Genomic DNA, 13,640 nt, shown 5'->3' with positions numbered 1-13,640 from the left:
TCCCAAAGCAGATGCGCTACCAGGCTGCGCTAATCACCGAAATACTGTGTTGCTGGTTACCTTTGCAAGTAGAGGGTCACCCTCTGCTCCGCTCTAGTTTCCAAACCGGGATGCGCTACCAATTGCGCTTATCACCGTAAGATTTGAAGCTGACTCGCTTCACGAAAGAAGTGGGGTGACTGATGGGACTTGAACCCACGACAACCGGAATCACAATCCGGGGCTCTACCAACTGAGCTACAATCACCACTGATATTTCTTTCACTGACTGGCGCGTTTGAATCAAACTGGTGCGCCCAGAAGGATTCGAACCCTCGGCCTCACCCTCCGGAGGGGTGCGCTCTATCCAGCTGAGCTATGGGCGCCCGCCGTGTCAGCGCCGCATATAGTAGGAGGATTTCCCCTCCGCGTCTACACCTGATTTGCTTTTTTTCGGTTGTTTGCTCAAGTTTTGACTGAAACAGTACAACAAATATCCGACACCAGCCAAAAAATTGACTTGGATAATACTGTCTTTCGTGTTATTTGTATCCTTTGATTAAAAACCATACAAAGATATCATCATTTTGTTCCTCGGCGGATAACATGTTTAGGGATGACGCTTTCCATCAGCATTCGGCTCTGGAAATCTCAAGATTAAATAAACGAGTTGCCAGACTAAGACGTCTGGCGGCCAAATATAAACGAGCCGAAGCCACCCAAAATGCACTGCTGGAAATCTCCAATATTGCCAACAAGGCTACCTCTATGGAGAACTTCTATCAGGGGATGCACCAGTGCCTCAAACAATTGATCCCGGCCGACAACTTTTATATCTCCCTGCTCGATGCCCAGAAACAACATCTTGAGCTACCATTTTTCTCCGATGAAAAAGACTCACACCCTTCTGAACTCTATCCGGAACAAGAGCTGTCTGAAATTTTGACTCAAGGTCTCACCGGCTATGTGTTGCGAACCGCCACCCCCCTGCTTTGTGACGAACATAAGGCAAAAGAATTGGCCGATGCCGGCGAAATCATGGCTCTAGGTTCATCCTGTCACCAATGGCTTGGGGTGCCCATAATGCAAAATGACAGAGCTATTGGTGTCTTGGCGGTACAGAGCTACAATCCCGCCAGTTCCTACGGCGAGATGGAGCTTGAATTGATGGCTTTTATTAGTCATCACATCGCAGGAGTCATGGAACGGTTACGGCATCATGAGCAACTTGAACAAGCCATCACCCAAAGAACCCAGGAGCTGAGCCAAGCCTATGGCAAACTAAAACAGGAAGTCTATGAGAGACGCCGAGCCGAGAGACTACAAAAGTCCCTGTTTGAGATAACCGAACTATCTTCCTCCAACTTGGATGATCGCGAGTTTTATACCGAGCTGCACCGGGTTCTCTGTCATTTGCTACCAGCCAACAACTGTTACATAGCGCTGCTGGATGAAACCGCAACTAAGCTGCACTTTCCCTTCTATGTTTCTCAACTCAATGATCCCGCCCCCAAGTGTCGTCCCTTGATGGATGGACTGGTGGAATACCTACTCAGGTTAAAACGTCCTGTGTTGCTGGATCAAAGCGATATCCAATCTCTGGTGTGCACCAAAGAGATTTACAGCAAGGCACCTGAACTGAATCAAACACAGAACATGCACCAGTGGATCGGCGTGCCGTTATTTATTCAGGACAAAATTGCCGGTGCCCTGACTATCTATAGTTTCAGCATGCATCAGAACTACCAGTTCAAGGATCTTGAGCTGCTGACTTTTGTGTCGCAGCATATCGCCACGGCCATCGAACGTAAGCTGGCGACAGAGGCGCTGAAACGTAGCAAAGAAGCACTGGAAGAAAAGATTCTGGAACGCACCCGTGAACTGGCCACCACCAACCAAGAGTTACAGAAAGAGATCTGCCAGCGCCGTAAGGCCGAGCAGCAACTGCTACACGACGCCAAACATGATGGCCTGACGGGTCTACCCAATAGGCTGATGTTTATGGAACGATTGAACCAGGCAGTTAAACATAATCGCCGTCATCTACAAGATAAATTCGCACTCTTGTTCGTCGATCTCGACCGTTTCAAATTGATTAACGATACCCTGGGGCATCTGGAAGGCGACAAGTTTCTGGTGGAGACCGCCATTCGCCTGAAGTTTTGTATTCGCGACAATGACACTCTCGCCCGTCTGGGCGGGGATGAATTTGTGATTTTGCTGGACGGGTTACGCACAACCGACGATGCCAAAGAAGTCGCCGAGCGGATCCTCAAAGAACTGTCACGCCCTTATGAGCTGGCCGATAAACAGTTCAACTCAGGCGCCAGTATCGGCATAGCCGTCAGCGGCCATCACAGGGATGACACCAGTGAGTCCATTCTGCGAGATGCCGACACCGCCATGTACATGGCCAAAACCCGCGGCAAGGGTTGCTATGTGGTATTTGATGAAAAATCCCATCAGCAATTGATGCAGGACGTAAGCCTGGAAAATGAGTTGAGAACCGCCCTGGATACCCAGCAAATCCAGCTCAGTTACTTTCCGGTGCAAGACCTCAAGACAGGGCAGCTTCAAGCCCTGGATGTGCGTCTGTATTGGCCCCATCCACAACACGGTAAAATCAAACAACAACAGCTTGCCAACTTGGCAGAGCAAGCCAACTTACAGCTGGAGCTGGACAGATACGCAATAGAAGCGCTGAACAGTGAACTTCCCAAGCTGCAACTCAATTCAGGCACCAAGTTACATCTGGCCATATGTAGCCAGCACCTCAAGCATAAACATGCACTTCGCAGCCTGAAAAACTGCCTGAGAAACTGCCAGTTCCCGCTTACCGACCTATGTTTGTTCTTCAACGAACAAGCTTTGGCCCGGGATCTGGAAAGCCATATTAACGGCTTTGAGGTACTTAAACGCTTGCAGGTCACTCTGGGGATCACAGGCTATGGCAGTGGTTACAGCCCTTTGGTCAGCCTATCTTTTCTGCCGGTGAATGTGCTGAGACTGGATGCCAGCTTAGTCTCGCATCTGCAAAGCCCACATCATAGACGTTTACTCAAAGCAATAAACCTAAGTGCTGGTGCATTGGAACTCGAATTGGTATTGGATGGTATCAATACCCAAGAGCAAAAGCAGCAACTGGCACAAATGGGCTTTAACTCAGGCCAGGGACAAGCTCTTGGGAATCGCTTGAACCCCGTCAGCAGCAAGGGGAACAGCACCAAGCCCATAGATACGGCAACCCAAGTTTGCGCCTAAGCCGTGTTTTGAAACCGGCTCTAACCCTTACTTCTTGAACATATCCCGTAGGTTGGCGATATTGGCCTTGCCGGTTTCCATCCTTTGCTGCTCACTCTGCTGCGGCTTGCGGTTTTCCCAGATAAGGTCGTCCTGAGGCAGTTCCATCAAGAAGCGGCTGGGTTCGCAACGCATGGTTTCACCGAATTGACGTCGCTCACGACAGAGCATAAACCACAGTTCCTTTTGAGCCCGAGTGATGCCAACATAAGCCAGACGCCGCTCTTCATCGACATTGTCTTCATCTATACTGGTTTGATGCGGCAAAATCCGCTCTTCCACTCCCACCATAAACACATAGGGGAACTCCAGCCCCTTGGAGGCGTGCAGCGTCATCAATTGCACCTGATCGCCGCTCTCATCCTCATTGTTTCTTTCCATCATGTCTCTGAGCGTAAGCCTATTGACCACTTCAGGCAGGCTCATGGGCTCATCCAGATCGTCACCGGCCAGCATCTCGGTCACCCAGCGATACAGTTCGGAGATGTTCTTCATCCGCATCTCGGCGGCCTTGGCGCTGGTGCTGGTCTCATAGAGATAATCTTCGTAGTTGATCTTGCGGATCAACTGCTTGATGGCATCAACGCCCTCACCGCGCTGAGCTATTTCACCGGTATCGACGATGAAGCGACCAAACTCATACAGTGATCCCATGGCCGCCGGAGGCAGATGATAATTCAATTCAGGAGCAAAAATCGCCTCGAACATGGAGATATGTTTCTGATTGGCAAAATTCCCGAGTTTTTCCAGGGTTGCCGGGCCAATCCCGCGCTTGGGCAGGTTAACGATACGCAGGAAAGCGTTATCGTCATCCGGATTCACCACCAAGCGCAGATAGGCCATGATGTCCTTGATTTCGGCTCTGGCAAAGAATGAGGTGCCACCGCTGAGCTTATAGGGGATACGGTTGGTCATCAGCGCCCGTTCCAGCAAGCGGGACTGGTGATTCCCGCGATAGAGAATGGCGTATTCCCCATAGCTGGTCTTGCCCATAAACTTGTGACGAATGATTTCAGCCACTACCCGCTCCGCTTCCTGCTCTTCGTTGGCGGCAAACAGTACCCGCAGCGGCTCGCCATAGGCCAGCTCACTGAACAGCGATTTATCATACACATGGGGGTTGTTGGCGATCAGAATATTGGCCGCCCGCAATATTCGCTGACTGGAGCGATAGTTTTGTTCCAGCTTGATAAGCTTGAGCTCGGGAAAATCTTTACCCAGCAGCACCAGGTTTTGCGGCTTGGCACCGCGCCAGGAGTAGATAGACTGGTCGTCATCGCCCACGACAGTAAAACGCGCCCGCTCACCCACCAGCAATTTAACCAGTTCATACTGGCTGGTGTTGGTATCCTGATATTCATCCACCAGCAGGTAACGGATCCGTGCCTGCCAACGGGCCCTGACATCGGTGTTATGCCGCAGCAATAGGGTTGGCAACAGAATAAGGTCGTCAAAGTCCAGCGCATTGTAAGCCTTCATATGCTGGGCATAACGCTGATACAAGAGTGCAAACAGTTGCTCCTGTTCACCCTTGGCTATCTTGCGGGCGTGATCCGGGATCACTAAGCCCCCCTTCCAATTGGAGATCATGGTCGCCAGCGCCCGCAGCAGATCTTTATCCTCCTGCAGTTCGTCCTGAGTTAACTCCTTGAGTAGCGCCAAGGTATCCTGATCATCGAACAGCGAAAAGCCGGCTTTGAGACCTAGAGTCTTGTGTTCACGCTTGATAATTTCCAGCCCCAGAGTATGAAAGGTAGAAATCCACAGCCCTCTGGCTTCCTTGCGCCCCATGGATTGAGCCACCCGCTCTTTCATCTCCCGCGCCGCCTTATTGGTAAAGGTTACTGCGGCAATATGCTTAGCCTGATAACCACACTTCTGCACCAGGTGGGCTATCTTGTTGATAATAACCCGGGTCTTGCCACTACCGGCGCCAGCCAATACCAGGCAGGGACCGGAAACATAATGGACGGCTTCATTCTGGGCAGGATTGAGCTTCATGGGTTATCTATATCTCACACAAGGACACTCTAGAGGCAGGGATCATACCAGAATCAGTGCCAGAGACAGCCCCAAAATCCCATTAGGGATACTTCTTGCAAAGGACTTGGGCCACTTGCTACAAACCACTCCTTGCATCCAGGTTTGTAAGCCGACACAGGGCACACATGGGACGGGTTCGCATCTTCCTTAGGTTAGCCTTGGGTTCAATGCAGCCTATAAGTTACAATCAATTAAAACCTGCCAGTGGATTAAAGAGATGATCAACCCCAAGAAAATCGAAGAAATGGCCAAACAGCTGAGCGAAAACCTACCTTCAGGGCTGAAGCAATTTGCCGGTGAGTTTGAAGAACGCAGCAAGCAAGTACTGCAACACCAGTTGCTGAAACTGGATCTGGTCTCCCGGGAAGAGTTTGAAGTCCAGCAGCACGTGTTACTGAAAACCAGAGAAAAATTGGAAGCCCTGCAGGCCAGAGTAGAAGCGCTGGAAGCCAAGGCTGAGCAGGCCGAGTAATATATCTCCCCCCAAGAATAGATAAGGCCGTTCGAAAGCGGCCTTATGTTTTAACACGGCTAAATTAGAGCATATGCCGATAGCCCAGAGTAAAGGCGATATCCGTGCTGTTATCCATGTTGAGGAAGTTTTCAATCACAGTGAACTCTATAGCACTGCGGTCCAAATAATAGCGGTAGCCCAGCACAGCTTCATTTGAAGCTTCAGAGAAGTCATCATCCGCTTCTGTCATTCCTTCGTACCTGTGATACTCCAGCATCCAGCCATGGCGACCGACACGGTATTCATAACCCAGCCCTAACATCAAAGCATTGGACTTATAAGGCATGTCAGACAACACCTCTTCGTCCTCACGGAAACTCAAGCCAAGTGTTGAATGGAAATTATGCCGTCCGTTGCGATAGCTGTAATTCAGCTGCAACGCCTGCTCAAAGTTTTCATTGGCGAAAGGACCGGACCCTACATAGTTGTAATACAGGCTTCCCCCAACGGACAGGCCATGGTGCTCATTCTGCAGCAACTGATACCCGAGATAAATATTGAAGGCATTGTTTAGGGTCTCACCACCAAAATCGCTGATATTCACATTATGTTGCTTGGAGTAGATCTGGTTCTGATTTCGCGGCTGATGGTCGCGACCATTCTGGTCAAAACCGAAAGCATCATGAAACCACATTGTCAGTGAATCCAAATGGTTGTTACCACTGAAACGCCAAGTATAGTTGGCGTCCAACATCCAACGGTCATCGATTTGCCACTTGAGACCACCTGTTAGAGAGTTGTGATAATAGTCAGCCAGATAATCTTCTGTCTCGGCCCAGACACTGGCCATATTACCGGTCAGATACCACTCTTTTTGTCCCTCGGCCATAGAGAAGCCAGAGCGCAACATAGGGGTCAGGCTACTGGACTGCAGAGGAGACTGGGCATAGACCTTGAGCGGCCCATAGTCGTCAAAATCGGCCAGTTCAGCATGCAGGGGCAGACTGAAAAAAATCGGCAACCAACAAGCTTTGGAGAAATATTTCATAAGAATCATCATACCAATTCACATAGGCGGTTATTTTAAATGACTGCCGCATCGATTCACACTCATTATAGATGATTCAATCATGACCACATTGTCACAATAAATGTGACAGTGAAACCATTCACTTGTCGGCGTTATTCAAGTAAACCTCATTCAATATTGCTCCAATTTGGTATGGCATAATTTTGCCACTATTGATCAGTGACTTGTCATGATATCTCCAGCCAAATCTGCTTTAATGCTGCCACGAGTAGGTTAAAGGAACATACCTCATGATATTTCAAATTATCCTCATACTAATAGCGCTGGCCTTGCTTGGAGCCATAGGTTTCGGGGCTTATCTACTGCTGAAAAGCCTAATGAAGAAACAAAGTAGTCAAACAGCGCTGCCTCAGTTCAAATCCAAATTAACTCTTAAGCTATTTGCAGTAGCCATAGTGGGTCTGTTGTCATTGATCCCGCTAGGAATGATCCAGGATCTCAGCCAGGACAGAGAAAGCCTCTATCGCCAAGTAGTGCGCGAGATCGGCCATACCTGGGGAGATGCCCAAACCTTGGCCGGTCCGGTTTTGGTACTGCCATTTCGCTACGAAGTGATCTCCGACAACAATATCGACGGCAAACAACACCGTAGTCGTCAGGTCTACAGCGATGAACTCTTGATCCTGCCCAAAGGCATGACGCTGGATGCCGGTCTGCAGCACGAATTCCGCCATCGCGGCATCTATCAGTCACTCGTGTATCTGGGACAAGTCAAAGGTCGGGCCAACTTCGAATTGCCCAAGGTCAATATCCCCGGCCTACTCGGCTTTGACTATAACCAGGCCCGGCTGGTGTTTGGCGTTTCAGCCAACCAGGCTATTGAGACTGTCAGTCATTTTAATCTGGCTGGTGAGCAGGGCATCCCCAGCTTGATGTCAGGTACAGGGTTGGATAACACAGGCGGCCTTAGCCGCGGCTTTCATCGCACCATAGCGCTGGATCCGAGCCAAGGTGAATACCAACTGACATTCCAGCTCAGCCTCAGGGGTTCTGAAGGCTTGGAGGTACTGCCACTGGCAGAACTGAGCCAGATAGATATCCATGCCGATTGGCCACATCCCAGCTTCCAGGGTTACCTACCCGCCAGCCGTAATCTCAGCACTGAAGGTTTTGATGCCAACTGGCAAATAAGCCATCTGAGTCGTAACTTTCCTCAGGTGTTCCGAGCCAGTGATGGCCGGGATCTCACAGAGATCAGTGCCAGTGTTACCCTATTCGAACCCGTGACTCACTACGGCAAGATAGAACGTTCGCTCAAGTACGGCATACTCTTTATTTTGCTGACCTACATACTGCTGCTGATCTTCGAGCTGGGTAACAAGTCACGCCTCAGCGCAGTACAGTATCTGATGGTGGGTGGCGCCATGTGCCTCTTCTATCTATTGCTGCTGTCGCTGTCGGAACACCTGCTGTTTTTAACCGCTTATCTGGTAGCCGCTGCGGTTCCCCTGCTCAGCATTCCGCTTTATGTCGCCAGCGCCAGTGGCAGTCGGCGCCAGGGAGCTATAGTTGCGGCCATGCTGGCAAGTCTCTACGGTGTACTCTACTCCATACTCCAGCTGGAAGATTATGCCCTCTTGATGGGAACCGGATTACTGGTACTGATAATGATGATACTCATGTACCTCACCCGCCACCAACAAATCGAGGAGTAGTTCCCGCGCGACCTAACGTAAGAGTTGAGCCCAGCAGCAAATATGCAAAGGCGCTCAGATAAACGAATAAATCCACGTTTACCTGAGCGCCTTTCAACTCAAAGCATGAGGTTCATCAGTGACCTAGTATTGCCGTTACAACCCTGTACAAAAAACAGCCTAAAATCACAGTTCCCCAACCGGTTGATTTACATCTAACATCCTTAGTGGTAAAAATTGAGCGGTAAAGCTACTTTCAACTCTCATTGAGGCATTGATGCTGGAGATTGTAATCATCAGATAATCAGACCTCCCAAGGCCGGTCTGATTATCAATGCGCGTAAATCAAAGGTGGACACTGACAAGTGCCCGCATGTTTTGCTCATGATGATTATCGAGTTTTTCCAGTATGAATATATCCCGTCAGGAACAACGTACCCTGCACGTCCTCGCCAAAGGCGGACGCATTTGTTATTTCCGCGACACTTCAGGTCGCGTCACAGCCGTTGAATGTTATAGCCGCGAAGGGCTTGTTCTTTGCGACTGTACCCTCGCCATTTTCAAAAAGCTCAAAGCCAAAAAACTGATCAAATCTGTCAAAGGTCAGCCCTATCGCATAACCACGGCCGGCTTGCACAATGTGCGCGCCCAACTGGACAACCGTTGAGGAAAGAAAGATGAATACACTATTTTCCCGTGACTATATCAACAGCAACATGATGGGCCCCAACGCCCTGCTGCTGGCCGAAGAAGTCTGCCGGTCACTGCAACTGCAACCAGGGATGCGGGTGCTGGACTTGGCCTGTGGCACAGGCATGACCTCCATCTATCTGGTGAAGGCCTTCAACCTCGAAGTCACCGCAATGGATCTTTGGATAGCGGCCGAAGACAACCAGGCAAGATTCAAGGCCGCTGGCCTGGAAGACAGGATCACGGCGGTAAACTTTGACGTAACCCAGATGCGACCGGGACATGCCCCATTTGCAGAAAACAGTTTCGATGCCGTCTTGTCCATCGATGCCTATCACTACTTTGGTGCCAGTTCAGCGTTTTTTGACACCCACCTCGCCCCTTTCATCAAGCCGGGCGGTCAGGTCGCCATAGTGGTACCCGGGCTGAAAAAGCCTTTTCCACTGCAGCAAAGCGTTGCCCCTGAGCTGGCCCCCTGGTGGCAGCCCGGGATGAACTTTTTCACCGTCAACTGGTGGATGCAACTCTGGCAACAGAGCGCATTTTTACAGTTGGAGCTGTGCGAAGAGAGCGGGCAGTGCACCCAGGCATGGCAGGAGTGGTTGGCATGCGACAACCCTTATGCCGTACGGGATCGCGAGATGATGGCCGCCGAAAACGGCCAGTGGTTCAACTTTACCAAAATGACAGGCCGCATACACAAGTAAGCTTTCAAAAAAGCAAGGAAAGGTATGAATATCAATAAGCTAATCAGCCAGCATTTGCCAATAAGGCTGTCGCCGAACGAAAGCAAAATTCCCTGGAATGATGCCGATTTCAGCCAGCGAATGCTGGAAAACCACCTCTCCCAGGAGCACGATTGGGCCAGTAGAAAACTGGCGGTGATTGAGCGCCAGGTAGATTGGCTCTGCAGCCAACTGGCTCCTGGCGCAAAAGTGCTGGATCTGGGTTGTGGCCCCGGCTTTTACACTCAATTGCTGGCAAAACGCGGCTTTTGCTGCACCGGTGTCGACTTCTCACCAGCCTCTATAGCCTACGCCCAACAACAAGCGCAGGCAGCTGGACTGGATATCGACTATCAACTGCTGGATGTCAGAAGCTACCGGCCGACCAAGAAGTTTGACTTCATCATGATGACCTTCGGTGAGCTGAATGTTTTCAGCACAGCGGATGCCAAGAGTTTACTCAAGCATTGTGCAAACTGGCTGATGCCGAATGGCAAACTACTTGTGGAAGTTCACAGCTTTGATGAAGTCAAACGACAGGGACAGGCAGAGCCAAGCTGGCAAAGGCATTCACAGGGCCTATTTCTCGATGCTCCCCACCTGCTACTGACGGAGCATGCTTGGGACGAGGCACTCCAAACCAGTTCCACACTGTTTTGGGTGATTGAAGAAAACGGCAAGGTGGCGCGATTCGGCAGCCGGATGCAGGCTTGGCAAGATGAGGAATATCTGCAGCTGTTAAACGAGTGCGGCTTCAACAAGATTCAGCGGATAGACACTGCAGTGTGGCCCAGCAGCAATACCTTTGAGGGCAAGCTCTATACACTAATGGCATGCTCCAAGGCATAACCTGAGTCCGTTTGAAAGAGGAAGGTGTTAAGGTCTAAGGTACCTTCCTCTTTTTTATTGTTATCAACACCAATACATTTCAGTAGCGCTTTCTAAGCAGTCTCAAGGCGTTGGCAGTTACCAACACAGTTGCGCCTGTATCGGCCATCACCGCCAGCCAGAGGCCGGTGATCCCCAGTAAGCTGGTCACCAGAAAAATCGCCTTCAGCCCCAGCGCCAAGGCTATGTTCTGGCGGATATTGCTCAGAGTTGCCCTGGCCAAGTGGATCATTGCCGCCACCCCTCCCAACTGATTATGGGTCAGGGCCGCATCGGCGGTTTCCAGCGCGGCATCGGTTCCGCCGCCCATGGCAATGCCGATACGGGCTCGCTTCATTGCCGGGGCATCATTGATACCATCTCCCGTCATGGCCACATTGCGGCGCTCGGCCAATGCCGCCACCTCAGAAACTTTATCTTCCGGCAGCAGCCCGGCGCGCCAGTCGATGGCCAGCTCCTCGGCAATCGCCTTGGCGGTTCTTGGGTTATCACCTGTCAGCATTATGCTGTCGATACCGAGATGGCGTAGCTTGGCTATGGCTTCGGCGGCCTCGGCGCGCAGCTGATCCCTGAGGGCAATGATGGCCACAGGAAAAAGTGGCTCCTGCTCGGCATCACACAGTACGACCAGGGTTTGCCCCTGCTGCTCCAGTTCTGTGACACGTTGCAGCAGCTCAGGTGCTAAACTTGGCAACCTTGAAGGGGCCAGCAGTCGCCAGTTTTGCGAATCGACCCGCCCTTCAACGCCCATACCGGGTAAAGCCCGAATAGCTTCTGCGCCTGGCAGTTCCAGCCGCTGCTCTTTGGCATGATTGACTATCGCCTGTGCCAGGGGGTGATGTGAGCCCAATTCAATGGCGGCGGCCACCCTGAGCCACTTGGTCGCATCCTGCTCTGTGAGGCTCTCCACCAAGGTAACTTCAGGTTTACCTTCTGTGAGGGTGCCCGTCTTATCGAAGGCGACGGTATCGACATGTGCCAGTGCTTCCAATGCCGCGCCGCCCTTAATCAAGGCCCCCTGACGGGTTGCGGCCGCCAGTGCAGAGGTTACCGCCGCCGGCGTCGAAATTACCAAGGCGCAGGGGCAACCTATCAACAACAGTGTCAAACCACGGTAGATCCATTGCTCCCAAGGCTCGGCGTACAGCAGAGGTGGCAACAGCACAGTCAACAAGGCCAGCAACATGATGGCTGGTGTGTACCAGCGACTGAACTTGTCGATGAATCTCTCTATCGGTGCTCTTTGCCCTTCGGCCTCTTCAATCAAATGCAGGATGCGGTCTATGGCGTTGCTGCCGGGCTCGGAGACAACCTTCATCTTCACCAGCCTATCGGCTGCCAGGCAGCCGGCGGCGACCCGTTCGCCCTTAACCCTTTCTACCGGGATAGATTCTCCCGTAAGGGCGCTTTCATCAAATGCCGCCGAGGCATCAAGCAGTTCGGCATCGGCTGGCAGGCGTGCCCCAGGCGCAACTTCTATCATGTCGCCCGGGCGCAGCTCAGAGGCGGCCACCTCTTGCCTCTGGCCATCATTTAACCTCAATGCCTTGTCCGGTACCAATGCCATCAAGGCACTGACTCCGGCGCGAGCGCGGCCGGCCGCAAACGATTCGAGCTGCTCACCGAGCATAAACAGGAGCAACACCATGGCCGCCTCGGCCGTTTCGCCCAGCAACAAGGCACCTATGGCGGCAACTGTCATCAGGGTTTCAATGGCAAAAGGGGTGCCGCTGCTAATAAGGGCCCAAGCCTTGCGGGCAATAGGCAACAGCCCCCAAACTGTAGCCAGAGTGAACAGGCTGGAGCTGATACTCGCAGGCGCCAGAGCCGCCAGCAGCATTAACAGTGCCAGTGACAAAGGTTGCCAGTATTTGGGTTGCCAGTATTTGCCAAGCCGGCTCGCCGGGCCGGGCTTGGAACCTTCCTTACCTGCCTGGGCCTGCTGCTTAAGCTTAAAGCCGGCCGCATGTACAGCATCGACTATGCCTTGGGGCGAAACGCCGGGCGTCAGTTCCACCAGCAGCTTTTCGGTGGCAAATACCACCCTGGTGCTGCAAACGCCGCTCACCCTGGAAACCGCAGTTTCGACTTTACGGGCACAGCTGGCACAGTCCATACCCAGTATTTGCCACTGATGCTGCTCACCTTGGCCAAGCCGGACAGTGTTGACTTCGGTAGCGGAGTCGGCCTGATGGGACTCATGATGATCATGGCAACAAGCCGAATGACAGCCAGAATGCTCGTTGGAATGACTGACGGCATTACTGACTATGTGACCATCTGTACAACTTGCTGTGCAATTTGCCGGACCCTTAGCCCCCGCCTTTACAGTCTCGGGCGTGGGTTTGGGATCACAACAGGAATGACTCATAACTGTGCCTCATGCTATGGCTCAAATGATGCCTCGGAACTCAAATGTGACTATCCGGGCCGTTCGTTATTGCCAAGGAGTGTAAAGCTTGGAGTAAGCTCCAGAGTCAAGCATCTGGGCCAAAGTATTTGCCCGGCCCGAAAACCAAGCCCTATCAATTAACCAACCAGCCCAAGCCCTATCAGCCAGCCACTATCAATTAACCAGCGATTGTCACTATGCAGCCCTAGCCTACAACGGCGCTGATTGTCCCATTTACCGGCGCCAGTGTTACGCTTGACAGTCAACCGGCTTCCACCAAAAATGCGCCGGGGATTTAAAGAGCCTGGCGCAGTTTCGCCACAAAGCAACATACAGGTAAAGGCTCAGGGAGATGCAGAAAGACGCTGCACTGCAAGCCATCTTCTGCACAGCGCAGAGAATAATAGATGGCGCAACTTATACGGCTGAAGCTGGCTAAACCTCT

9 protein-coding genes and 2 tRNA genes are annotated in these 13,640 nt (G+C 51.7%); 6 read left to right on the top strand and 5 right to left on the bottom strand.

Annotated features, from left to right (window positions below):
* Positions 1-171: 171 nt before the first annotated feature.
* Both CX651_RS16525 and CX651_RS16520 read right to left on the bottom strand, forming a co-directional pair.
* A tRNA-His gene (locus CX651_RS16525) sits at positions 172-247 on the bottom strand.
* 41 nt (positions 248-288) lie between these two features.
* Positions 289-365, bottom strand: a tRNA-Arg gene (locus CX651_RS16520).
* Between the two features lie 220 nt (positions 366-585).
* On the opposite strand from CX651_RS16520, the gene CX651_RS16515 reads away from it, so the two are divergent.
* Positions 586-3,240, top strand: a complete 2,655-nt coding sequence (locus tag CX651_RS16515; RefSeq protein WP_101056943.1) for a sensor domain-containing phosphodiesterase — start codon at positions 586-588, stop codon at positions 3,238-3,240.
* A 27-nt stretch (positions 3,241-3,267) separates the two neighbouring features.
* Here the strand turns inward: CX651_RS16515 and rep are convergent, their stop codons facing one another.
* Positions 3,268-5,280 carry a DNA helicase Rep gene (rep, locus tag CX651_RS16510; RefSeq protein ID WP_101056941.1) on the bottom strand — a complete coding sequence of 671 codons (2,013 nt, stop codon included), beginning with the start codon at positions 5,278-5,280 and terminating at the stop codon, positions 3,268-3,270.
* A 259-nt stretch (positions 5,281-5,539) separates the two neighbouring features.
* Here rep and ubiK point away from each other — a divergent pair, with 259 nt between their 5' ends.
* Positions 5,540-5,794 (top strand): ubiquinone biosynthesis accessory factor UbiK, encoded by a 255-nt coding sequence (gene ubiK, locus CX651_RS16505; RefSeq protein WP_025010065.1) that lies wholly within the window; start codon positions 5,540-5,542, stop codon positions 5,792-5,794.
* Between the two features lie 64 nt (positions 5,795-5,858).
* Here the strand turns inward: ubiK and CX651_RS16500 are convergent, their stop codons facing one another.
* The gene (locus CX651_RS16500; RefSeq protein ID WP_101056945.1) at positions 5,859-6,824 is read right to left on the bottom strand and encodes a DUF3187 family protein; all 966 of its coding nucleotides are present in this window, start codon (positions 6,822-6,824) and stop codon (positions 5,859-5,861) included.
* 275 nt (positions 6,825-7,099) lie between these two features.
* Between CX651_RS16500 and creD the strand changes: the two genes are divergently transcribed.
* The 4 genes from creD to CX651_RS16480 all read left to right on the top strand — a co-directional run bounded on the left by creD (position 7,100) and on the right by CX651_RS16480 (position 10,764).
* Positions 7,100-8,521 (top strand): cell envelope integrity protein CreD, encoded by a 1,422-nt coding sequence (gene creD / locus CX651_RS16495; protein WP_167398145.1) that lies wholly within the window; start codon positions 7,100-7,102, stop codon positions 8,519-8,521.
* 388 nt (positions 8,522-8,909) lie between these two features.
* Positions 8,910-9,167, top strand: coding sequence for a YjhX family toxin (locus CX651_RS16490; protein WP_025010861.1), 258 nt, complete (start codon positions 8,910-8,912; stop codon positions 9,165-9,167).
* Between the two features lie 10 nt (positions 9,168-9,177).
* A complete protein-coding gene (locus CX651_RS16485; RefSeq protein WP_101056937.1) occupies positions 9,178-9,897 on the top strand; it encodes an SAM-dependent methyltransferase in 720 nt (239 codons plus the stop codon).
* 24 nt (positions 9,898-9,921) lie between these two features.
* On the top strand, positions 9,922-10,764 hold the full coding sequence (locus tag CX651_RS16480) for a class I SAM-dependent methyltransferase (protein ID WP_101056935.1): 843 nt from the start codon (positions 9,922-9,924) through the stop codon (positions 10,762-10,764).
* Positions 10,765-10,843: 79 nt separating this feature from the next.
* Here CX651_RS16480 and CX651_RS16475 read toward each other — a convergent pair whose 3' ends face one another.
* Positions 10,844-13,174 (bottom strand): zinc/cadmium/mercury/lead-transporting ATPase, encoded by a 2,331-nt coding sequence (locus tag CX651_RS16475; protein WP_101056933.1) that lies wholly within the window; start codon positions 13,172-13,174, stop codon positions 10,844-10,846.
* Positions 13,175-13,640 lie beyond the last annotated feature (466 nt).

It is taken from the genome of Shewanella chilikensis, from assembly GCF_002836945.1.
GTDB classification, from domain to species: Bacteria; Pseudomonadota; Gammaproteobacteria; order Enterobacterales; family Shewanellaceae; genus Shewanella; species Shewanella chilikensis.
Note: the sequence above shows the minus strand (reverse complement) of the source record. Positions and strands in the feature narration are given on the sequence as shown.